Source organism: Pseudoalteromonas sp. AWM4_233 (assembly GCF_056158285.1).
On sequence record NZ_JBSWSZ010000001.1, the window covers coordinates 3,274,479 to 3,297,647 of the forward strand.

Here is a 23,169-nt window from a genome sequence, read left to right on the forward strand (position 1 = left end):
AGCCTTTTTCTGCCACTCAAAAATCTTCGTTTATATTTTTTAATAGCAATTTCAACACGGTTAAAAAAACAACATTTTTATTTTGTTTTTTGGGTTTACTTTAAGGCAAAAATCGCTAGAATACGCCGTCCTGTGCTTACTGCATTGTCAGTAGGCAACGAATTTATACTGTTCTTTTACAACCCAAAGGTAATGCTATGCATCCAATGTTAAACATTGCGGTACGCGCTGCGCGTAATGCAGCTAAAGTGATCTTACGTGCAAGTGAAGATTTATCACGTGTTGAAGCCCAACAAAAAGGCAGCAACGATATTGTTACTAACGTAGATAAAGAAGCGGAAGCTATCATCCGTGAAACGATTTTAAAAGCGTATCCAGAGCACTCAATCGTGGGTGAAGAGCTAGGTGTTACCGAGGGTAAAGATGCTGACTACCAGTGGATCATCGATCCATTAGATGGCACAACAAACTTCATCAAAGGCATTCCTCATTATGCCATCTCAATCGCACTTAAAGTAAAAGGTCGTTTAGACCAAGCAGTTATCTATGATCCTGTACGTAGTGAGCTATTCACTGCTTCTCGTGGTCAAGGCGCACAGCTAAACAGCACGCGTCTTCGTGTTGCTAAAAACAACGAAATCGCAGGTACTGTGCTAGCGACTGGTTTCCCATTTAAGCAAAAGCACCACATTGATGCATATACTGATGCATTTAAAGCGCTATTTGTTCACACAGCTGATATTCGTCGTGCAGGCTCTGCAGCACTAGATATGGCTTATGTTGCAGCTGGTCGTATTGATGGTTTCTTCGAAATCGGTCTTAAGCCTTGGGACACAGCAGCTGGTGAGTTACTTATCAAAGAAGCTGGCGGCATGATCACTGATTTTGCAGGCGGTACTAACTACACGAAGAGCGGTAACATCGTGTGTGGTTCACCTAAGCTTTGCCAACAGATCGTAAAAGAAATTCGCCCGACATTAACTGAGTCATTACTAAAGTAATTACGAGTGTATTGGGTTTAAAAAAGGAGCCACCGGCTCCTTTTTTGTTTTGTCGAAAGTAATTTATTCGGCATTAAAATACGGGTTCTTCAACCTGATAGCCTTATCAGGCTGATACATAGATAACCGCGCTAGATCTTTTTCAAAATAACGCGAAAATAACGCATCAAATTCACCGCTATTTTTTAACTTATTCAATCCACGCTTTAGGTCATCTGCCAATTGTGGCTTTGCTTTATTTACGAAGAAATAAAATGCTGTGGGATATTCCAAATATACATTCGGCAATAACACAAATTTATCCGGGTTTTCTTCAAGCTCAGAGTTCACTTCAATGAAAGAACGAGGAAAGTAGTCCACTCTACCGGCAGCTAATAATTTAAACATAGCTTGATAATTAGAGAGTGGTTTTATCGGCAGGTTGTGAAAAGCCAATATTTTAGTATCAGGCCAGTCATGCCCCTGTACTGCGGTAAATGCTTTTAATTGTTCAATGCTTTTAAGTTCCGCGAACTGCGCAAGACGTTCTTTTTTCACCATGATCGCCCGCTTACCTATGTAGCCTTTAAATAAAGGCACAGGAATGGCTATTGCGATTTGCTCACGATCAGGGCTGGTCATACTCCAATGCAAGTCAACTTTTCCTGACGAGAGTGCCATCAAAGTACGCTGTTGATGAGGATGAACAGTGACATGCTCGTAGTCATAAGTGGCGTCTGCAGCTTTTAACGCTTTATCGAGCAACTCATAAAGGTAATGATCTCGCCCATAAAGCTTTCTTGGTTCTTTCGCGACTTTTATGGTTTCAGTTTCTTTTGCCTGAAGCTGAAAAGCAGCACAAACGCTTATAATAATGAAAAAATTGATGAGTCTCTGCATATAGTGGGCTCCCACTCATTTTATTCTAAGCTACCCAAAATAGAGCCATGACTCAAGTATTTCTGATTAAGAAACAATCGCCACTGTTGGTCGACGCTTATTTGCCACAAATAAATAGCTGTTGCGATAACGTTTGGCTTCCTTTTTTGCATCCGTTGCAAGCGCCGCGACCTGATGACTGTTATGACAGCTATCCACATGTGGTGACACCAGACCAATAGATAGTGTGAGCAAAGGCACAAATTGCTGCTGTCCTTCTCGGTTTGTCGCCCAATAACCCCCAGCTTTGACATGCTCAGCGGTAAAATAGCTTTTAGACTTCAACTCGAACTCATTAATAATGTCTCGGCAAAGTGGTTCGGCATCATCGCCATCAAACACCACCATGAAATCATCACCACCAATATGTCCAACAAACCCAGAAAAGCCTGCACAACATTCACTTATCACATCAGCTAGGAGCTTTATCACTCCATCGCCACTGGCATAACCATACAAGTCATTAAACTGCTTGAAGTGATTTAAATCGATATATGCCAAGGTGAAGTCTTGTTTATTTAACAGTCGCTGTTCTATGGCTTCGTTAATTGCGACATTACCAGGCAACATAGTGAGCGGGTTTGCATGCTGGGCATTACGAATTTTTTCTTCGGTAATGTGTTTTAAAATCGCTCTAAGTGGTACCAAACCTAAATACTTCCCACCTTGCGTTACCACAATGTGACGACGAATATCAAAGTCTTGCTCCGTAATTAACTGACTCACTTCATCTAGTTGAGTTTGCTCATCAACAATTAAGGGCTGTTTGTCCATGAGAGAAGCCAAAGGCTTTTTAGCATATAAAGCATGACCATAAGGTGCTGCAAAAACTTCTGTTAATTGATCACGGTGAAGTAAGCCCAAAGGCATTTGCTGCTCATCAACGACAGCGAGACTCATCAACTGCTTATCTTTTTCAAACACACGATGTACGTCTTGACACAATACATCATTTAATACCGCTGGGGTGACATGCGTTAATTCGCCAATTGCTTTAACTAAACCTCGATGCATCACATTTCCTTGTGCTTGGCTCGACTCTTTTAGGGTATTTGGATAGGCATTCAATGGAACATGTGCGGGTCGTGCTATTAAAAAACCTTGCGCATTGGTAATGCCCAACTGCGTGATTAAAGCTAATTCTTCAGCGCGTTCAATACCCTCAGCTATGACAGCTGTACGCGTTGCTTTGGCAAGTTCAATAATTGACTTTAAAAACTCACGTTTAACCAAACTTTGATCGCAATGATCAATAAAGTAGCGATCGATCTTTACAAAATCAGGTTGTAACTCTGACCACTGTTTTAACCCTGAATAACCCGCCCCTAAATCATCAATGGCAATATTAAAGCCTAATTTACGGTAATGGCCGATGGTTTTAAGCAACAAAAAGCCGTCATCTACTTTATCTTGCTCTGTCACTTCAATCACAACTTGATTGGCCTGTAAGCCATATTGCTGAATAAGCTGCAGAGTTTCACCTCTAGGGTGGTTTGGGTCTAGCAAGGTATTCGGACTAACATTTAGAAATAGTTTGCCCGACAAGTCTAATTCAGCAAAGCGCTCAATCGCTTTTTCACGGCATAACAGTTCTAATTCAGAGAGCTTATTAAAACGCTGTGCTGCTGCAAATAAGGCATTTGGTGATTCTAGCTCAGATCCTTTAGGGCCACGACTCAATGCTTCAAAGCCCAAAATAGTTTGTCGCGCAACATCGCAAATTGGTTGAAATAAGGACTCAACCAAGCGTTCGTCTAAAATTGTTTGTAAACTCTGCGCGTCAATTTTAAACGCCTCTATGCGACCATTCTCCACTGCAGATCACCAAAACAGAAACAGTATCTGACTAGTTTACAACCACTGTATGACAATTTTATTGCGCTCGAAATCTGTTCTAGCCAATTAAACTTACAGAGTTTAAAATATGCTTTTAGAAACCAAATCACGTTTCAAGCCACAGATTTAATTATGACATCACAAACTCGCGGTAATTTATTTATTCTTTCAGCGCCTTCTGGTGCTGGTAAATCAAGCCTGATCAAAGCACTGTTAGAAAAACATGCTGATATTAAAGTGTCAGTTTCTCACACTACTCGCGGCCCTCGCCCAGGTGAAAACAATGGTGAACACTACCACTTTGTCAGTGTAGATGAATTCAAAGCCTTGATTGATCAGGGCGACTTTTTTGAATGGGCGCAAGTTTTCGAAAATTACTATGGCACTTCAAAAGCGGCGATAGAGTCTCAACTTGAGCAAGGCATTGATGTGTTTTTAGATATTGATTGGCAAGGTGCGCGCCAAGTTCGTGAATTAATGCCATCAGTAAAAACGGTCTTTATTTTACCGCCGTCGCAAGCTGAGCTTGAAAATCGCTTAAATAACCGCGGACAAGATTCTCAAGAAGTGATTGCAGGCCGCATGGCGGAAGCAAAATCAGAAAGTTCGCACTATGATGAGTTCGATTATGTATTAGTAAATGATGATTTTGATACAGCTCTAATGCAACTTGAACATATTGTCATGGCTGCTCGCCTTGAACTAGATGCACAAAAACACCGTCATCAAAGTTTAATTGCTGAGTTATTGGCTTAATCTCACTCATTTAAACAAGATAAATTTTTAACCACCTATTGGAGAATTGGTTTGCATCAAGTAAACTTACCAATTCGACATGAATAACTTTGGAGTGCTTCGATGGCTCGCGTAACTGTAGAAGATGCAGTAGATAAAATTGGTAACCGTTTTGACTTAATCCTAGTAGCGGCGCGTCGCGCTCGTCAGATCTCTGTAGGTGGTAAAGATCCTATGGTTGATGCTGAAAACGATAAGCCAACTGTAATCGCTCTACGTGAGATCGAACAAGGACTTGTGAACAACTCGTCTCTTGATATGATCGATCGTGAAGAGCAACAAAACCAAGAAGCTGCAGAGCTTGCTGCGGTTGCTGCAATTGTTGGCGGTAACAGCTAAAACCTCCTGCACTTCATACTCAAAGCCAGCTTTAACGCTGGCTTTGTTGTTTCTAGTGGTCAATAACAAAATATTAGCCTGAACTTTGGTTAAGAGATTTACTAAAGCTTTAATATTGAATTGATAAATACCTTTAATCTACAGACGGAGACTTTTAAGGCTAACGCCGCTCACGCGTCCTGCTATCGCCAAGGTACCTACATCCATGTAGGCAAGGCGAATTTGCGCGTCAATAGCGGGCCTATTGCAAGTGAATTCAACGCTGTTAGCGTTGAAAGTAGCCTCTGGAGATAGATTTATTACCCATAGTTCAGGTTAATTACCTTCCGTAGGCATAAAAGTCACAGCTAGCCATTGGTTTCTCTGATAATTCATCGTATATTCATAGCATCATATTACTTCACTGGAACATTGGAGTGTGAATGTATCTTTTTGAAGGCCTGAAGCAAAAGATCTCAGAATACCTTTCCCCCGCTGACGTAGAACTGGTTCAAAAAGCCTACGTGGTGGCGCGTGAAGCCCATGAAGGGCAAACTCGCTCTAGTGGCGAGCCGTATATCACTCACCCAGTTGAAGTGACTCAAATTCTCGCCAGCATGCGTTTAGACCATGAAACCCTCATGGCGGCACTCATGCATGACGTGATTGAAGACACCGACTTCAGCAAGCAAGATCTTGCAGAGATTTTTGGTAATACAGTCGCGGAGCTTGTTGAGGGTGTAAGTAAGTTAGATAAACTCAGCTTTAAAGATAAAAAAGAATTCCAAGCTGAAAACTATCGCAAAATGATCATGGCGATGACGCAAGATATCCGCGTTATTTTGATTAAGCTTGCCGACAGAACCCACAACATGCGTACACTTGGCGCACTTCGCCCTGATAAGCGTCGTCGTATTGCCCGTGAAACGCTAGAAATCTTTGCGCCTATTGCAAATCGTCTTGGTATTCATGACATTAAAAATGAATTAGAAGACCTAGGTTTTCAAGCGCTTTACCCAATGCGTCATCGCGCTCTAAAATCAGAAGTCGCAAAAGCTCGCGGTAACCGTAAAGAAGTGATCAGCAATATTCAAAACGAAATCAAATCTCGTCTTGAAGAAGCTGGTATTGAAGCGAATGTCAGCGGCCGTGAAAAGCACCTATACAGCATTTACAAAAAAATGCTCAATAAAGAATTGATGTTCAACGAAGTCATGGACATTTATGCTTTCCGTATTGCTGTTGATAACCTAGATACTTGTTATCGTGTACTCGGTGTGGCTCATAACTTATATAAGCCAATCGAAACACGTTTCAAAGATTATATTGCCGTACCAAAAACCAATGGTTACCAGTCACTACATACTTCACTTGTTGGCCCACATGGTATTCCAGTCGAGATCCAAATTCGTACCCACGATATGGATCAAATGGCTGACAAAGGGGTTGCTGCGCATTGGATGTATAAAAAGGCCGGTGACAGTGCTGGCCATACGGCACAGCAACGCGCTCGTCAGTGGATGCAGAGCCTACTTGAATTACAACAAAGTGCTGGTTCATCGTTTGAGTTCGTTGAAAACGTTAAGACTGAGCTATTCCCAGAAGAAATCTATGTCTTCACGCCAGATGGCCGCATTGTAGAGCTCCCTATGGGTGCAACTGCCGTCGACTTCGCTTATGCGGTACACACTGATGTCGGTAACACTTGTGTAGGTGCACGAGTAAATCGTAAACCTTATCCGCTCAGTAAAGCACTCGATACCGGTCAAACCGTAGAAGTGATTACCAGCTCTGGTGCTCACCCTAACGCCACTTGGTTAAACTTCATTGTTACAGGTAAAGCGCGCTTAGGTGTTCGCAACTATCTAAAGAGCCAACGCGAAGAAGAAGCGCTCGAACTAGGCCGTCGTTTACTCGATTCTGCCCTTGGCGAATATCAATTAAGTGATATTTCACAAGAACAAATTGACCGTGTACTAGCAGAGCACAAACTTTCAACCATGCTCGAACTACTGGTTGAGATTGGCTGTGGCAACATCATGAGTGTACTGATTGCTAAGCGCTTATTGCAAAATGATGATCTTGACGAAGATGATGGCAGTATTGAACACTTAGCTAAAAAGGCAAAAGCAGCGATCATTGGTACTGAAGGCATGCTAGTTAACTACATGAAATGCTGTCGTCCAGTGCCAGGTGATGCCATCACCGCTTATGTGAGCCAAGGTAAGGGCTTAAATGTTCACCGCCAAGAGTGTAAAAACATTAAAGGTTGGGAAAGCGAACGTTCGAAGTATTTCGTCGTAAAATGGGATGACAACCCAGAGAAAGAATATATTGCAGGTCTTAGAGTTGAAATCATCAACCACCAAGGTACGCTTGCAAAATTAACCAGCGTAGTGGCAAGTACCAACGCAAATATCGTCGAAATTGCCACTGACGAAAAAGAAAGTAACTTATATATTATTGATTTAGGTATCACGGTTAAAGACCGTGTTCACGTCGCGGATGTGATGCGCAAGATCAGGGTGATGCCTGACGTTCAACGTGTATACCGTAAAAAGTAGGATTATTATGAACAAAGCAATTATTTCAACAGACAATGCACCTGCAGCTATCGGCACATACAGCCAAGCGGTTAAAGTAGGTACTGCTGTTTATCTATCTGGCCAGATCCCATTAGTGCCTGAAACGATGGAAGTGATCTCAGAAGACTTTGCAGAACAAACGCAACAGGTGTTTAAAAACCTAACTGCAGTGTGTGAAGCCGCAGGAGGTCGCTTACAAGATATGGTTAAGGTAAATATCTTCCTGACTGATTTAAGCAACTTCGCAACAGTAAATGAGATCATGAGCCAACACTTCTCAACGCCATACCCTGCACGTGCAGCTATCGGTGTAAGAGAATTACCTAAAGGTGTACAAATCGAGATTGACGGCATCATGGAGCTGCCTTCAACAAACTAATTGATAAAAGTTTTAATCAAAAAAGCCAGTCATTGACTGGCTTTTTTATTTTCTAAGTACCGTTAGAGGTTAAAACTGAACAGTTGCGCCTACGTATAACTGACGCCCTAAAGGTACATAACCTAGTAATTCTCCACTTTTCGCAAAACCTGAGCCCGCCGTGAAGTAAGACTTGTCAGTTAAGTTCTCAACTCGAGCATTGAGCTCCAATGCATCAAATAACGCATAGTTAGCTGCTAAATTAAATACAGTATAAGATGGTAAAGTTGTGTTGTAGAAAGAAATTGATGGTCTATCCGAACGATATTGCATACTCGCATTAACGTTTAACTTTTCCCATGACTTTGAAATTGTGTAGTTAAATGACTTACTTGGACGACGAGGAAGATCTGTGCCTTTCGTATCGTCTTTAGCATCTAAGAAGGTTAAGTTTACGTTGTGATCGAAACCATATGTCGAAGTAGTTAAGCTCAGCTCAGCACCTTTCATGGTTGCACTGTCAACATTGTAAGGAATATATTTGCCAGTATCAGCATCATATTGATTAGAAATTAGGTTATCAATTTGATTGCTAAAAATTGCAAATTCATAACGAACAGAGTCAGTTGTGACACTCAGACCTAGCTCATTGTTGGTTGCTTCTTCTGGTTTAATATTTAGGTTTGGTAGATACCAAGGGCTGTCTTTCACAAAAGCATTAGTTAAAGAAGGCGCTCTAAATGCTGTACCGTGGTTGAAATGCACGCTCACATACTTGTTCGCTTTGATACCAAAAGCACTGCTATAGGTGTTTGCTCGACCATGAAAATCGTAGTCATCAGAACGCGTAACTAAGCTTGCTAAAAACTTGCCATCATCATAAAAACCACCGACAAAAACAGCTTGGTTATCACGAGACGTTTCAGAGAAAGAAGCACTAGAGCCGCTTAAATCTTCATCTAAAAGATTCGCACCAGCTGTTAATTGCACCTCATCGTTAAGAGCATATAAAGTGCGATACTCTAATTCTGTTCGTTCTGTACTGTAAACATCCTCAGTAGCGGTGCCCGTTTGTGTATTTTCTTCTTGCGAAAGACTGAGTGCAGCAGTGTGGGTAAATTCTGCTGTTTTCTTTTCCCAGCCTAACTTACTCGTAAAGTTTTCGAAGTTATACGCATCGTTGCCCCAAGCATTATCATAATCTGCTTGACCGCTGCTGAACTGACCAATGACGTTAAATACACCAAACTGATCAGCATCGTAGTTTAAATTAACGCCTAAGTTGCGGTTTAGGTAGCCATCCTGATCATGATCTTTTCCGATTGCAGCTTCTGGATCTTTGGCAATTACGTCATAACCATCAGTGCGCTCAAAACCGAAGTTAACGCTCACATCTAAGTTATCACGACTAAATTTAGTCGTACCTTGTAGATTAAAATAGTTATGCGCCCCCGTTGTCACGTTTACTTGATGCTGTTGAGCCTCACGCGTAATAATGTTGATCACACCAGCAATGGCATCAGAGCCATAAATTGCAGCGCGAGCGCCTTTAACTACTTCAATACGCTCAATACTATTTACAGGAATGTTAGTAAAAGACACATCGCCAGAGTTCGCATCGCTAATACGCACACCATCAACTAATACAAGTGTATGTTTGGTGGCTGCACCACGAACAAAAACACTCACTTTTTGCCCGTAGCCACCATTACGAACAATATCGACACCTGACAATGTATTTAATAGAGACGGAAGATCTCTGACATTTGATTGCTCAATTTGAGCTCTATCAATAACACTCACTGCGGCAAGTGCGCTATCAATAGATTGAGAGAATTTATTCGCGGTAACCGTGATACGTTCGATAGGTTGAGCCTGCTCAGCAGACACAGAAAAAGACAGTGCAGCAGCAACGGCAGCACCAAGCAAAGATTTTTTAAGCATAATAATTCCAAACTTGCGCCCACCGCACAAGTAACAACAAGTAAATTAGCTCAAGGCCGGTCTCCGGACTTTGTATTAATCATGAAAGATTAAAACATCACCGTTGCGGGGGCAGTGTTGGACTACATACTTTCCCGTGTATATTCACCAACTTCCCGATTATCTCGATTTCATTCAATTAGGTATCTTGGTGTTTCTCACCATAAATCGAGCACCTTGAAAAGAGGCGCTATTGTGCACAAATAATGAAAAAAAGGCAATGGACGTCTAGAAATCTAAAATAACCTTTATATCCTAAAAGCTTAAAAATAAGCAACGCACCAAAAACGTAAGTCTAAGCTTAACATTATGAAAATTAATAATAAGTTCATTAAAAATCTTTGTTCGGTGAACATGCAAAAAACTAATGACGCTAACTGTTGATTATTTAAACTATTTCTGTAATGGTAATTTTAACTAAGAAGAGTACAGGGAAAACAATAATTGAAAAATATAGTCCTCTTAATGACAGCGCTGTCCAGCAATGCATTTGCCAACCAAACCGATTATGAGTTAATGCAACAATGGCTAGACTTAGAGAGCCAAAAAGGCAAACTAGAACTAAGCTGGCAAACAAATCAGCAATCATTACAAAATCAAATTAAGTTGCTAAAAGAAGAAAAAGCAGCGTTACGTGCATTAATCAATAAAGCCAAAGACGCGCGAAGCGAAGTGGACGAAAAGCGATTTGAACTCACTCAGCAACAGCAACAGCTTGAAGAAAATCAGCGACTAGTTGAAGCCGAGCTAAAAAGCCTAATGCAATTTATTAATAGAGTCTCTCCTCTATTGCCCCCTCCTATTCAGGCTCAATGGGAAGATGCTTTAACGACCATTAATAGCACACCTTACTCTAACAGCGAGCAACTAGAAAAACTGCTAAGTATGTTTAAATCAGCGACTGAGTTTAATCAAAGAGTTGCGTTGAATAATACCAATATGACCATTCCTACAGCAGGCGGGGAGACACAAATGCTCGTAAGTCAGATCTATTTGGGTTTGTCACAGGCTTGGTATGTTAGCCAAGATGGTAAACACTTTGGGATAGGACGGGTAGAGCAACATGGTTGGCAGTGGCACCACACGGAGCAAGCTCAGCAGTTATTGGGCCTCTCTTCACGAGAAGACCTATTGCAATCTCTTGCACAAATAAAATCTATACTCAATAAACCTACAACTGCAGCCTTTGTGAATGCCCCTCTTGCAATAGCTCCCATTGAAAAGGACTTACTATGATCACTCGGCTCACAATATTACTTTTCTTGTTGATCACAGGCTTTTCTTCTACAGCAGCCCCTAATTCTGTCAGCCAAGAGCTCGTCAACAGGATCACAGGCTCTCAAAAGTCACTGCAGGCGCTTGAATCTAAGATTAACGAAGAAACTCTGAAATATCAGGCCCAACTAAATAAAGAACTTGCTGTCGTCAAAGCATTACGAGAACAAGCCACAACTATTCAACGAACTGCCGATGAGCAGTTGATGAGTATTGAGCAACTCTCAGACAGGATCAATAAATGGCGAGAACAAGATAATTACCAAAAACTGTTATTACAAACTTATTTAGAACAACAAAATATTGCTTTTGAGCATACTGGAACGAGCAATGTCACAGCCAATCCTGAGATATTTCGGCATCTGAGAAACGAATTAATCGACGATCTTGCACCTAGCTGGCAACAAACTGATGTGATCAGCACAAACGGTGAGGTCAAACCTTTCAATGTCCTCAATATTGGCCCCATCCAGCTGGCATATAATTCCCAATTACAATCTGGTGGGTTGCTTGAAAATCCAGTTAATCAAACTCTACCTAACCTTGTTAAAGGGGTAAGCCAAAATGCTCAAGCTATGCAATTGCAACAACTCAATCAAACAGGCATAGGAAGTGTGACTTTTGACCCGACACTTGGTAATGCCACAAAATTGCAAAATAACCAGCAAGGGATAATTTCTCACATTAAAAAAGGCGGTGTGTGGGCATTACCTATTTTATTCTTTGGCTTATTGGCACTTATCGCAGCTCTACTTAAAAGCATTCAACTCATACGTTTACCTCGCATTAGTAACGATTTCATTGAACAACTCAAAGCCCAAAAAACTTCATTGGAAGCTCAAATTCCATTTGATGGTGCAGAGAAAAAGCTGGTTCAAATCGCGCTTGATACACCAATCTCAGAGCAAAGAGACGATCAAATCGTGTCTTACTTAATGCGGCACCAACAGAAGGTGGAAAACTATTTAGGCGTTGTTGCTACAACAGCTGCTATTGCCCCGCTTTTAGGTTTACTTGGTACTGTATCTGGCATGATAAATACCTTTATGATGATGAATACCTTTGGTACAGGAGATGCGGCAACCGTCTCGGGAGGAATATCGGAAGCTTTAGTTACAACAGAGCTGGGGCTGATTGTTGCTATTCCATCACTCATTATAAGTGCGCTGTTAAATCGTAAGGCTAAAAGCTATAACGCCAAGCTTGAAGCCAATGCAATTCAGATTAGTAAATTTGCGATGCACTAACATGACAGATATCAGCATCTTCCTAAAACTACTCAACAACACCATAGTTTGGACATTGATTGGGGTTGCATTTTTTAGTTACGGTAAGCTTTTATCGTTACTGGCTTTCGCAACTTGCAACACACAATGGGCTGCGCGTTGTAATTACTGGTTAAGCGCTCTAAAGACATTGCTTGCATCCTTACCTTTACTGGGACTCTTGGGCACAATCAGTGGATTGCTAAGCACATTTAATTTCATGTCTGTCAACAACGGACTAGATATGCAAGAGATGATCAGTGGCGGGATTGCCACTGCGATGTTCACAACACAGCTAGGTTTAGTATTTGTTGTACCTGGTCTTTTGCTCCATACCGCTTTGAGAAGCAAAGTTTCTAACTGGCAGGTAAATACGGCATGCGCTCACTAATAAAACAAAAAATTTCCGAATCTAAAAGCCAAGAGATCGACTTAGCACCGCTACTTGATGTGGTCTTTATACTACTTATCTTCTTTATTGTGACCACTGTATTTGTAAAAGAAACAGGGGTAGAGGTTGATAAACCCAACGCCGTATCCAGTCAGCAGTTACAAAAGTCAGTATTTTTAATTGCGATAACGGATACCGGTCAAGTCATGTATGCAGGCACTAATATTGGCGTTGCCGGTGTAAGGGCAACATTGATGCAAGCAAGCCGCTCGCAAACTCGTCCACTGATCATTCAAGCAGACAAAAGCGTTCCCACTGAGTTATTGGTAAAAGTCATTGATCAAGCTAAGCTCGCCGGTTTGAGCAATATTAGCCTAGCAACACAGGCGCAATAATATGGCCCCTCTAACTCATAATTCATTGAAGTATGGAACGCTCACTTTAGCTCCCTGGCTGTTAAGTGCAATGACTGTTGCAGGTCTAGTTTTCAGCTTACATTTACTAAAACAGCAACCTGTGGCACCAAAAGCGGACCTCATTACCAGAAAAATAGACGTGGCTTTACCAACCCCTCCACCGCCGCCGCCACCGCCAGTGAAAACTACTTCGAGCAGTAGTGAGCCGTCTCAAACCGCGCTTAACCTAGCCAGCTTAGGTGACGGACCTAGTATTAATTATGCTGATAAACCGACGATGACACTACCAAAAGTCGAGTCGCTTGAGTTACCCAACTTCGCGATGGATGCAAAGGTGATTCAAGAACGATTAGCCCTTGATGTGCCTTTACTGGCTGTCGAAAAACTTGATCGCGTGCCTCAAGTCGTGCGACAAAAATACTTCCCGCCCCCTAAATCTGTTAGACAAAAGGGAGTGAAACGAATAAAGACACAAGTTGAATTGATCATTGATCAATCAGGCAAACCCTATATCAAACGCATTGTTGATCCTGTTTACCCCGAAATGGAAGAAGTGATCCGCGCCTGGGTTAGCCATGCAATCTTCAGCAAGCCAAAGAAAGATGGCAGAGCTGTACAAGCAATTTACTTTTACTCTATTAACTTCAATTACGGCAGATAATCTATGAAGAATCTAAAACAAATAATTATTGCTGCGCTACTGTCTCAAAGCCTGTGTAGCACTGTCGCATTTGCCAGCTCATCATCCTCTCAATTTAAGATAGAGGTTGCGCCTCCAACATTTGTACTACCTCAGTTTACCGGTCCTTACACTGAAAAAGAGGCGAACATAGCACCTGAAGAGCTTGAAACAGCAGAACGCTTAAAGAGCCTGTTAGAGCAGGGGAAAAGAGAGCAAGTTCTTAAGGAACTAGAAGCTTTTTATGAAATAGAGTTAAGCGTTGCCATGATAATGCTAAAAGCACAACTATATTTCGCGTTAGAAGATTATGATAAAGCGGAAAAAGCCTACTTATCATCATTGAGCCGAAGCCCACAACTTATTAGGGCGCATAGTGACCTTGGGCAGCTTTACTTACTTAAAGGGAAGTTAGAGAAAGCAAGAGAACACTTTTCTAATGCTATCTCCTATGGCTCTCAAGATGCTCTCATATATGGTCAGTTAGCATATTTAAACTTATCCCTACACGGCCCCTATTCTGCGATTTCAGCGTACCAGCAAGCACTCTCATTAGAACCAACTCAAGAACAGTGGCAGCAAGGGTTATTTATTGCTTTAACGCAAGCCAAAATGTACCCGGCTGCGCAAGCGCTTCTAAGCGAACTTATTGCCAAGCACCCGAACGATCATAAGTTATGGCTAAATCAAGCAATACTTAAACTTGAACTAGATAATAACGTAGAAGCATTAGCATCTTTAGAAATGGCAATACTGCTCGGTAACGAGCAGCAAAACAATTACAAAATAGCAGCTCAGCTTCACATGCAACTTGATAGCTTTGATAGAGCCGTAGAACTTATTAGCTATCATTTGAATAACTTTGATCTTGAAATGAATAGCCTCAACACCTATTTAACTTGGCTCGGTCAAAGGGGATTATGGTCTCAAAGCCAAGAAATTCTGGCGTCGCTTGAAACTAAAGTACAAACCATGTCGGCACACAAGCAAAGTGTAATCTACCTTCACCATGCCCTGATTGCACAGCAATTAAATGGCACGCGAAAAGCTGTTGAAAATTTCAAGCTATCAATAGAGAAGAACCCTAATAATGGTATGGCATTAATTGAATACGCTAATTATCTAGCATCTAATAAACAGTTTACTCAAGCAGAAACCTTACTATTGCGGGCTGAAGCTCTAAATGATTCGAAAAAAGAAGCCCTGCTCGCTAGAGCTCAGCTCTATGTCGATTTACAAAATTACCAAGCCGCACTCAACACTCTTAAAAATATTGCAAATCAATACAAAGAAACAAAAGGTATATGGCAACAAATAACATTAATAGAAAACATTATTAAAACAAAAGAGCAGCAGAAAACTTAAGGACTACAAAATGAAAAGACTCTTAATTTGCTTACCACTCAGCCTGTTAATTGGCTGCCAGTCGAATACAACCCAAATGGCCTGCAATGCCTCAGAAAGTGAATGGTATGAATTTGGGCAAAACAGTGCTATTACAGGAAAAAGTGTCCGTATTTTTGATGCCTTTAAGCAACAATGTGCAAAACAATTAACTCCAACTGCACAAAAAAGCTATATAGATGGCTTTAGTGACGGATTAATATCTTACTGTACTTTTGATAATGGATTTAAAAGAGGTCAAGAAGGGTTAGAGTTAAATCACAGTTGTCCATTAGAAATACGGCAAGAATTTGAAAAAGGCTATAAAATTGGTAAGAAAACAAGAGATGAAAAGTTAAAACAGGCTGAATTTGCTCGAAGAGAGCAACTAAGATCTCAGCAAAAAAAGTATGTTGCACCTCAAAAACATTAAAATAATTGTAACTGGCTATAAATACTCTTAGTTATAGCCAGTTATAGAAGTACCTAGTCGCGGAAATTCTTAAACTGGAAAGGCTGACCTAGTTCACCAGTGCGGATTAACTGCATTACTTCTTGTAAATCGTCACGCTTCTTACCTGTTACGCGCACTTCTTCACCTTGAATAGAAGCTTGCACTTTGATTTTTGAGTCTTTGATAAGCTTAACGATTTTCTTCGCCATGTCTTTATCGATACCCTGCTTCAGGGCAACTTTACGTGACACATACTTACCAGAGCGCTCAATATCTTTCAGCTCAAGGCTTGAAACATCTAAGCCACGCTTTGACGCTTTCGCTGCAATGATATCGAACAACTGCATCACTTGCTGCTCAGCTTCAGCTTTCAGGTTGATCGTTTCGTTTACTAACTCAATTGATGCATCAACACCACGGAAGTCATAACGGGTTTCAAGTTCACGGTTCGCATTATCTACCGCGTTCTTCGCTTCTGTCATTTCAATTTCAGACACAATGTCAAATGATGGCATTATCTATCTCCTAATCATATTATGGCCTGATTATAACAAGCAAAAACCGACTCGGTGAATAAATTTATCTCGCCTGATAACATCTATTTACAGAGCACTTTCGTATATTCACCCACCATCCATTTTTCGGTGATATACTGGCTCTACTTTGCCTGCATAGAGATATAGGAAGTTTTGTGACTCGGCGTATTTACCAAATTTTATTACTACTCACTTTAAGTATTTGTACTGTTTTATTTGCTAAAGAGATCCAGCATTCAGGCATTCGATTTGAGCACGCTGATAAAATTGCACATTTTGGTATTTTTTTTGTGCTTGCCTTTATTATGCATCACGCCATTCGCATTCCTATCTGGCTTCAGCTTTGTTTACTAACCGCTTACGGAATTGGTATTGAATACATGCAAGATACCCTGCCTCATAGGCAAGCTTCTGTTGGTGATTTTGTTGCTGATGTAGCAGGTGCTGCCAGCTACTATTTAAGTTATTTCGCATGGCGAGAATGGCGAGTTCGTAAGCATGGCTAGCATTCATGTTTTAGGTGCTGGTGCTGTTGGTTTAAGCTTTGCGTTTCATTTAAGCCAACACCATCAAATCACGCTAGTGACTCGACATAAAAAAAACAACACTTTTTATTATCAAGAAGGCGAAACCGTCACTCCAATCACTGCCAACATAGTTGATATCACAAGTTTAACCTCACAAGATCCCATCTCAATTTGCTTTATCTGCGTTAAAGCGTACCAACTCGTTGATGCTTTCAATGTCATTCAGCCTCTTCTAACGCCAGAAGCAAAGGTAATTATCAGTCACAATGGTATTACCGATTTGGCTGAGATCACGTCGCAACTCAGTAAGAATCAAAGCCTATACTTTATGAGTACCTCACGCGGAGCACTTAAAGCGTCGAGCAAAACAGTGGTTCAAACAGGTATTGGTGCTACCTATTTAGGTGCTTGTAATACCGAAGCTGAAAATAACATTGATACTTTTTATGAAGCAGTATTTGCTGAAAGTATTTCCGCCAGCGCCATTCATAACGACATTACATTGCTGCGCTGGCAAAAGCTGATGGTTAATATTGCCATTAATCCACTCACCGCTTTGCATCAAGTTCAAAATGGGCAATTACTCAAACCGAATTACGCCACACAAGTGATGAACTTATTAAATGAAGCCTGTTTTATTGCCGATAAATTAGGAGTTGATATCGCATTAGCTCGAGCGCTCAACAGTGCGTATACCGTTATGCGACAAACTCGCAGTAATAACTCATCAATGGCACAAGATTTAAAATTAGGGCGTAAAACTGAAATTGAGGCAATCTGTGGCTATATCGTTGGTGAGGCGAAAAAACTCGGGCTGGATGCGCCTTATAACCGAACCATGCTTGAACAAATCAATCGTTTAGAACAAACAAGCTGATAGCAAAAAGCCGAGTTATACTCGGCTTTTCTGACAACTAAAAATACTTGCTATGGACGGTACACTTTTACATTCATGTAACCATTTTCATGCAAAATAAGTGCTTGTAGCTGGCTCATTACCCCACGGGCACAATATAAGTAATATTCTTTATCTTGAGGCAGATCACCAAACTTAGTCGCTAATCTAAAGAATGGAATATGCTCTACTTCTACCCCATCAAGCTCAAGTGGATTTGCGTCCTCTTCTTCTGGCGAACGAATATCAAGTACTACTGCATTTTCAGGAAGCTCACTAACAGTTTCAGCCTCTTTAACTTCTTCTTTCGCTTCTTCTTCGATTTCGCGAATGTCTTTTACAGTCGCGTTTTTGATCACAGTATCTAAAACATCAAAGTCGAACTTGGCTTCTTCTTCCAAGATCTTTGACATTTTCGCTTTAACAGTCGGCTTTTGTGAAATAACACCACAGTATTCAGGCATAGATTCTGCCATTTCTACTGTACCAATCTCACGTGCAATCTTGATAATGTCAGCTTTATCGTGCTGAATAAGCGGGCGTAAGATAAGTGTTTCAGTTACACGGTCTATCACACTTAAGTTAGCCAGTGTTTGACTAGATACCTGACCAACACTTTCACCTGTAATTAACGCGTGAGCATTTACTTTTTCAGCTACCGCAGCGCCTGCACGCATCATCATACGCTTAAGTACAACACCCATTTGACCGTTTTCTACATTTTCTAAAATCTCGGCTACCACAGGTTCAAAGTCTACCGTAATAAACTTAACCTTGTGAGTAGAGCTAAATTGCTTCCAAAGATAATGACTAACTTGTTTCACGCCGATTTCGTGGGCAGCACCACCAAGATTAAAGAATAAGAAGTGAGTACGCGCACCTTTACGCATCATTTGGTAGGTAGCTACACCCGAGTCAAAACCGCCTGAGATAAGAGAAAGAACATCTTCTTGCGTCGGCAGAGGGAAACCACCAATGCCGTAGTGAGTGTGGGTAACAATATAGGCTAAGTCTTTTTTGATTTCGATTTTAACTGTTACATCAGGCTTGCTCAGCTTAACTTTTGCGCCTTCAACATTTTGATTAAGGCCACCACCTACATAACGCTCTACATCGCTTGAAGTAAAGTCATGGTTACCATTACGCTTCACACGCACACAAAAGGTCTTCCCTTCGATAGTGTGACTCGCAAGTTCTAGAGTACGCTGGTAAATATCGTCAATGGTTTCAAAAGGTGTTTCTTGTACTTCGATAAACTGCACAATACCTGGTACGCGTTTTAGGTTATCAATGAACCATTCACGGGTTTGTGCATCGCTGATATCCGTTTCAACTGCAATGTTATCCCAGTTATTTTTTACGCGAACTTTTTCATCTCGACGAAGTAAAATCATCTTGATGTTTTTCTCAAGTAACTTGGTAAAGCGTTTACGAACAGATTTACTCTTGATCGCGATTTCAGGGTGCAGTTTTACGATAAATTTAAGCATAGAAACACTCTTAAGGTGGGCGAATGCGCGCCGCGTCAGTCGGGCGCGCGATTATAACAAATTTCTATGCGATGAGGAAATAAACAATATTGGTTGATTAGGCAATACTCGGTAAAGCCTCATCAGCCAATTGCTGATATTGCTTTTGCAGGTCGCTAATTTTCTTAAAACTCAAATCAGTGCAATATGGTTTGACTAAAACCAATACTTTGACAATGCCATTATAGATATCTTGTTGCTCTAATACCCCTGTCATACGACGCGCTTTAACGTAAGGTGTCCAGAAGCTCACCGTCATCTTTAACATGTGCGCAAACTCAGATGCATCCTCATCTGTGATTTCTATTACGCCAGCACTGCGTAATCCGATCACTACTGAGCGCACTTGATTAAACAAATCGGCTTGAAATTCTATGTATTGCCTTTTTAACTCACTGTCCTTCGCAAGAATGTCAGTTAGGTTGTCATAGAAGAAATGATAACGCCACATAAGTTCAAACAATGAATCTAAATACTGTGTTAATTGTTCTAGTGGCTCGTGAGATGTGTCGAGTGGTTTAAAGTGGGTACTTAAATGCTCTCGATACAGAGTGAAGATATTACGGATAATGTCTTCTTTATTTTTAAAGTGATAATACAAATTGCCGGGACTTATACCTAAGTTTGAAGCGATATGATTGGTAGTGATCGCTCGCTCTCCATGAAGGTTAAATAAGGCAATACTGGTACGAATAATTTTTTCCTTGGTATTCATATCCTGCTCTCAGACACGCTAATAATGATGAATATAATAACTAAATTCTGCTTTAATTACTTATTTGATTCTGTCATAAGACATAAATTATGTGACATTACCCAAAAAAAAAACAGTTCCATAAAAATTATATCCATACTGAAAATACCATTAAAACGGCTTAGTTATAAGCAACAAGTTGCTAAGCAGACCAGTGATATTTGCTGCAAAGCTTGATAACATTACGGAAATTTTATTCTTACTGAACTGTTATGAAAGTTACCGCGCTATATCCTGGCACTTTTGACCCACTCACCAATGGTCACGCAGATTTAATTAAGCGTGCAGCTAAAATGTTTGACGTGGTGTTATTGGCCATTGCCAATAACCCGAGTAAAAAGCCTTGCTTTAACTTAGATGAGCGCGTTGAACTCGCTGAACAGGTGTTGAGTGAATACAAAAACGTTAAAGTCATCGGTTTTTCTGGACTATTAGTCGATTTAGCTAAACAACAAAATGCCCAAGTATTAATTCGCGGCATTCGCGCAGTCTCGGATTTTGACTACGAGTTTCAATTGGCGAATATGAACCGCCGACTTAACCCTGATCTTGAAAGCGTATTTTTAACGCCTTCAGAAAGAAACTCATTCATCTCCTCAACGCTCGTTAAAGAAGTGGCTTTACATCATGGTGATGTAACCGAGTTTGTCGATCCTATTGTTGCCAAGGCCTTAATGGAAAAATTACACGGATGAAGTTAAAACTATTAACCCTAGCAGTCGGCCTAAGTAGCTTCTCAGCTATCTCTAGTCCCTGGATAGAAGCTGAACAAGCGCAGCTTAAGCATTCTATCGACTTACTTGTCAGTCACAACTTAATTCAACGACCAGTCAATCAATACCCTTTATTATGGCGAGGTATAGTGCAAGACTTGGCTGCTGTTAATATGAATGAAGTACCTGAGTCGGCAAAGTTCGCGATTGCGCATATCAAGCATGCTTTATCTAATGCGAAGCAAAAACGCCGCTCCAGTATTCGCGCTTTCTACAACCAAGACCCAGAATTAAGAGAAGGGTTTGGCGAGCGCAAAGGCGCAAAGTCTGGTGTTCAAACGTTTGGTCAGATAATCAGTGAGGACGTTAGCGCTAAAGTGCAAGTCAACTATACGGATGATGCCATCGATGGTAAGTACATCAATCATTATGGTAGTCATGTCGCGATATTGCTAGATAACTGGTCAGCTAGTATCGAGCAATTGAACTATTGGTGGGGCCCAGGTAATGAGCAAGCTTTACTGCTTAGCAATAACGCGGCCCCTATGAAAGCGTTTAGACTGAGTAGAGCCAATACCGACTACCAAGGCCCATCATTTTTATCATTTATCGGCCCTTGGCAAGTCACTGCTATCGCAGCCAAGCAAAAGCCAACATTAGCCACAAAGAAAGAAGGTGATTTTTGGGGCGTTCGCTTATCTAGCATGCCATTATCTGGATTAGAGATTGCGTTTAGCTCAACATCAAGTGACTTTATTTATAAAGAAGATCCACAAAACCCCGAGCTTAGAAGCAAGCAGCGTCTAACAAGTTTAGATGCGAAATACTCGGACACTTTTCAAGGTTTACCTTTTGCTGTCTATGCTGAGATAGCTGGTGAAAATGACGCCGGGTTATTACCTAGCAATAGCAGCTATACCCTTGGTATTGAGGGTCACCTTGCAGATATAACCTATCGAGCAAAAGGCTTTATTGAATTAAGTGATACAGAACTGAATTGCCAAGCAGAGCAAGCCAGTTTCCAATGTAATTTTGCTACATCAAATAAAGGGGCTGATTACATGCAACGCGAGCAATGGCTAGGTGCGGCCATGGGACCGCAAGCTAAAAGCGTCACTCTAGGTATTGATTATTACCGTCTGGCTGGTTTCGGCGGGTATGCTAAATTAAAGCAGTTAAATTTTGATTCTTTAGATTTAGATAGAAGCTTACTCGAAGTAGGCTATCAGCAAGGCGTATTAAAAGGCTTAGGAAAACTGGGCTTGAGTGTTTGGAAAGATAAACTACCCAAAGACTCTGAGACTCACACAGCAGTCTCAGCAAGCTGGGAAATTCAATTTTAATTAAGGGCGCGTATAAGCGCCCTTAATTTTTTCGCTTAGCTTGTACCAACCTAAAAAATCTTTTTGTACAACTAAAACTAGGACCATGATAAGGTCTGAGCCATTTATCCCATAGCTAAATACAGTCCAAAACCACCAAAAGCCACTCTCCTTCAACCCCTCATGTATAAGTAAAAGATCAAGCTGTAATAAGAAAAATAAAGAAGCGTTCACTCCAAGTGCAACCGTTAAATAAAAACGACACAATTCCCCCAAATTGGTTTCTATTTTTACAAAACTGTAAATAAATAGAATTGTTAGAATATCCAGCACCATATAGGGTGTATTAGGCATGTAAACTGAACGTACCTCGGAGAGCCAATATATGTAATCGAATGGCATGGGAATCGCGTATGACACAGACATAACAAGCGATAAAATCAAAATTTCATGTGCTTGCTGTTTTTTTAGAGGGTAGCTGTTTCCTCTGGAGGTTCTAACAAAGTTCACCAGCAGCACCATAAAAAAGATAAACGTTGTAGTATGTCCATATAAAAACTGCACTATTGGCTCAAAGTACAATATTTCACCAAAAAGATACAAAACTTCTATCATTTTAATTCACCAACTCTAAGCTTTTTATTTCTCCTTGCTAAAAATTGTGACTCGAACTTATGTAAAAGTAATATATCCCTATAACTCAAGAGCACCAGAATCATCACTGCATCAAAAAAATTTATACCTATCGTAAATACATCCCAAAACCACCAAGCTTTGAAAGGTTTAAAGTCTTCATACATCAGAATTAAATCGATTTGTACTAAGAGGAATAAAACAGAGTTACACGATAAACAAAAGACAATATAGCGTTTGCATAGTAATGCTTTGTTACTTTGGGTATTCATCAAAAAACATATCAGCAGAATGGTGAATATATCTAGAAAAAGATAAACAGTATAAGGGAAGTAACGCGAAGAAAAGTCGAACAAGGTAACTAAGAGTTCTATTGGTATCATTAAGGCATAAGAGATGAACATTACAACAGATAGCTTAAGCACTTCTTTTTGTACAATTTTTTCATTTTGACTTGCATGTATATTGGATGTTCTTACATAGCTAGCCAGCATGACTAAAAAAAATAACCAAGTTACAAGGTGCTTGTATAGAAACCTGGTGAAAAGGTCCCAATCCATTTCCACCCCAAAATAGATTATCCCGTAATTATCCATAACCACC

24 protein-coding genes and 1 riboswitch are annotated in these 23,169 nt (G+C 40.7%); of the genes, 16 read left to right on the top strand and 8 right to left on the bottom strand.

The genetic code is table 11. The annotated features are described in order from the left end of the window. Positions 1-197: 197 nt before the first annotated feature. Positions 198-1,001 (top strand): inositol-1-monophosphatase, encoded by an 804-nt coding sequence (gene suhB / locus ACXAC4_RS14875; RefSeq protein WP_138478446.1) that lies wholly within the window; start codon positions 198-200, stop codon positions 999-1,001. A 63-nt stretch (positions 1,002-1,064) separates the two neighbouring features. Here the strand turns inward: suhB and ACXAC4_RS14880 are convergent, their stop codons facing one another. Next, positions 1,065-1,880, bottom strand: coding sequence for a substrate-binding periplasmic protein (locus tag ACXAC4_RS14880; protein ID WP_475162942.1), 816 nt, complete (start codon positions 1,878-1,880; stop codon positions 1,065-1,067). Between the two features lie 66 nt (positions 1,881-1,946). Beyond that, the gene (locus ACXAC4_RS14885; protein WP_475162944.1) at positions 1,947-3,734 is read right to left on the bottom strand and encodes an EAL domain-containing protein; all 1,788 of its coding nucleotides are present in this window, start codon (positions 3,732-3,734) and stop codon (positions 1,947-1,949) included. A gap of 153 nt (positions 3,735-3,887) precedes the next feature. On the opposite strand from ACXAC4_RS14885, the gene gmk reads away from it, so the two are divergent. The 4 genes from gmk to ACXAC4_RS14905 all read left to right on the top strand — a co-directional run bounded on the left by gmk (position 3,888) and on the right by ACXAC4_RS14905 (position 7,832). Continuing rightward, positions 3,888-4,511, top strand: a complete 624-nt coding sequence (gmk, locus tag ACXAC4_RS14890; protein ID WP_475162947.1) for a guanylate kinase — start codon at positions 3,888-3,890, stop codon at positions 4,509-4,511. A gap of 102 nt (positions 4,512-4,613) precedes the next feature. Next, on the top strand, positions 4,614-4,889 hold the full coding sequence (rpoZ, locus tag ACXAC4_RS14895) for a DNA-directed RNA polymerase subunit omega (protein ID WP_058031056.1): 276 nt from the start codon (positions 4,614-4,616) through the stop codon (positions 4,887-4,889). A 422-nt stretch (positions 4,890-5,311) separates the two neighbouring features. Continuing rightward, positions 5,312-7,432, top strand: a complete 2,121-nt coding sequence (gene spoT, locus ACXAC4_RS14900) for a bifunctional GTP diphosphokinase/guanosine-3',5'-bis pyrophosphate 3'-pyrophosphohydrolase (protein WP_475162951.1) — start codon at positions 5,312-5,314, stop codon at positions 7,430-7,432. Between the two features lie 7 nt (positions 7,433-7,439). Then, entirely contained in the window at positions 7,440-7,832 is a 393-nt protein-coding gene (locus ACXAC4_RS14905; RefSeq protein ID WP_138478434.1) for a RidA family protein, read from the top strand. 69 nt (positions 7,833-7,901) lie between these two features. Here ACXAC4_RS14905 and ACXAC4_RS14910 read toward each other — a convergent pair whose 3' ends face one another. Next, positions 7,902-9,755 carry a TonB-dependent receptor domain-containing protein gene (locus ACXAC4_RS14910; protein ID WP_475162955.1) on the bottom strand — a complete coding sequence of 618 codons (1,854 nt, stop codon included), beginning with the start codon at positions 9,753-9,755 and terminating at the stop codon, positions 7,902-7,904. 37 nt (positions 9,756-9,792) lie between these two features. Then, positions 9,793-9,989: riboswitch (cobalamin riboswitch) on the bottom strand. A 249-nt stretch (positions 9,990-10,238) separates the two neighbouring features. On the opposite strand from ACXAC4_RS14910, the gene ACXAC4_RS14915 reads away from it, so the two are divergent. The 7 genes from ACXAC4_RS14915 to ACXAC4_RS14945 are packed head-to-tail and all read left to right on the top strand — an operon-like array spanning position 10,239 to position 15,636. Next, a complete protein-coding gene (locus tag ACXAC4_RS14915) occupies positions 10,239-11,030 on the top strand; it encodes a DUF3450 family protein (protein ID WP_475162958.1) in 792 nt (263 codons plus the stop codon). Continuing rightward, positions 11,027-12,316: a MotA/TolQ/ExbB proton channel family protein gene (locus ACXAC4_RS14920; RefSeq protein WP_475162961.1), complete on the top strand. Its 1,290-nt coding sequence runs from the start codon at positions 11,027-11,029 to the stop codon at positions 12,314-12,316. Before ACXAC4_RS14915 ends, ACXAC4_RS14920 begins: the two co-directional genes overlap by 4 nt. A gap of 1 nt (position 12,317) precedes the next feature. Continuing rightward, the gene (locus tag ACXAC4_RS14925) at positions 12,318-12,725 is read left to right on the top strand and encodes a MotA/TolQ/ExbB proton channel family protein (protein WP_138560522.1); all 408 of its coding nucleotides are present in this window, start codon (positions 12,318-12,320) and stop codon (positions 12,723-12,725) included. Further along, positions 12,713-13,120, top strand: a complete 408-nt coding sequence (locus ACXAC4_RS14930) for an ExbD/TolR family protein (protein WP_058031064.1) — start codon at positions 12,713-12,715, stop codon at positions 13,118-13,120. The genes ACXAC4_RS14925 and ACXAC4_RS14930 overlap by 13 nt, the downstream gene beginning before the upstream one ends. A 1-nt stretch (position 13,121) precedes the next feature. Then, a complete protein-coding gene (locus ACXAC4_RS14935) occupies positions 13,122-13,802 on the top strand; it encodes a hypothetical protein (RefSeq protein ID WP_475162965.1) in 681 nt (226 codons plus the stop codon). A 3-nt stretch (positions 13,803-13,805) separates the two neighbouring features. Continuing rightward, the gene (locus ACXAC4_RS14940; protein WP_475162968.1) at positions 13,806-15,185 is read left to right on the top strand and encodes a tetratricopeptide repeat protein; all 1,380 of its coding nucleotides are present in this window, start codon (positions 13,806-13,808) and stop codon (positions 15,183-15,185) included. 10 nt (positions 15,186-15,195) lie between these two features. Next, positions 15,196-15,636, top strand: a complete 441-nt coding sequence (locus tag ACXAC4_RS14945; protein ID WP_475162970.1) for a DUF2799 domain-containing protein — start codon at positions 15,196-15,198, stop codon at positions 15,634-15,636. A gap of 53 nt (positions 15,637-15,689) precedes the next feature. Here ACXAC4_RS14945 and ACXAC4_RS14950 read toward each other — a convergent pair whose 3' ends face one another. Beyond that, the gene (locus ACXAC4_RS14950; protein WP_058031068.1) at positions 15,690-16,172 is read right to left on the bottom strand and encodes a YajQ family cyclic di-GMP-binding protein; all 483 of its coding nucleotides are present in this window, start codon (positions 16,170-16,172) and stop codon (positions 15,690-15,692) included. A 176-nt stretch (positions 16,173-16,348) separates the two neighbouring features. Here ACXAC4_RS14950 and ACXAC4_RS14955 point away from each other — a divergent pair, with 176 nt between their 5' ends. Next, positions 16,349-16,699 carry a VanZ family protein gene (locus ACXAC4_RS14955; RefSeq protein ID WP_349285043.1) on the top strand — a complete coding sequence of 117 codons (351 nt, stop codon included), beginning with the start codon at positions 16,349-16,351 and terminating at the stop codon, positions 16,697-16,699. Continuing rightward, positions 16,692-17,597 carry a ketopantoate reductase family protein gene (locus tag ACXAC4_RS14960; protein ID WP_475162972.1) on the top strand — a complete coding sequence of 302 codons (906 nt, stop codon included), beginning with the start codon at positions 16,692-16,694 and terminating at the stop codon, positions 17,595-17,597. Before ACXAC4_RS14955 ends, ACXAC4_RS14960 begins: the two co-directional genes overlap by 8 nt. A gap of 50 nt (positions 17,598-17,647) precedes the next feature. Here ACXAC4_RS14960 and thiI read toward each other — a convergent pair whose 3' ends face one another. Further along, a complete protein-coding gene (thiI, locus tag ACXAC4_RS14965) occupies positions 17,648-19,105 on the bottom strand; it encodes a tRNA uracil 4-sulfurtransferase ThiI (RefSeq protein ID WP_475162975.1) in 1,458 nt (485 codons plus the stop codon). A 97-nt stretch (positions 19,106-19,202) separates the two neighbouring features. Then, positions 19,203-19,859, bottom strand: a complete 657-nt coding sequence (locus tag ACXAC4_RS14970; protein ID WP_390448484.1) for a TetR/AcrR family transcriptional regulator — start codon at positions 19,857-19,859, stop codon at positions 19,203-19,205. A 251-nt stretch (positions 19,860-20,110) separates the two neighbouring features. On the opposite strand from ACXAC4_RS14970, the gene coaD reads away from it, so the two are divergent. Next, the gene (coaD, locus tag ACXAC4_RS14975) at positions 20,111-20,593 is read left to right on the top strand and encodes a pantetheine-phosphate adenylyltransferase (protein ID WP_475162980.1); all 483 of its coding nucleotides are present in this window, start codon (positions 20,111-20,113) and stop codon (positions 20,591-20,593) included. Then, complete coding sequence (locus ACXAC4_RS14980) at positions 20,590-21,954, top strand: capsule assembly Wzi family protein (RefSeq protein WP_475162983.1); 1,365 nt, start codon at positions 20,590-20,592, stop codon at positions 21,952-21,954. Before coaD ends, ACXAC4_RS14980 begins: the two co-directional genes overlap by 4 nt. On the opposite strand, the gene ACXAC4_RS14985 is transcribed toward ACXAC4_RS14980, so the two are convergent. Beyond that, positions 21,955-22,548 carry a hypothetical protein gene (locus ACXAC4_RS14985; protein WP_475162986.1) on the bottom strand — a complete coding sequence of 198 codons (594 nt, stop codon included), beginning with the start codon at positions 22,546-22,548 and terminating at the stop codon, positions 21,955-21,957. After that, positions 22,545-23,168, bottom strand: a complete 624-nt coding sequence (locus ACXAC4_RS14990; RefSeq protein ID WP_475162989.1) for a hypothetical protein — start codon at positions 23,166-23,168, stop codon at positions 22,545-22,547. The genes ACXAC4_RS14985 and ACXAC4_RS14990 overlap by 4 nt, the downstream gene beginning before the upstream one ends. Between the last annotated feature and the right edge of the window lies 1 nt (position 23,169).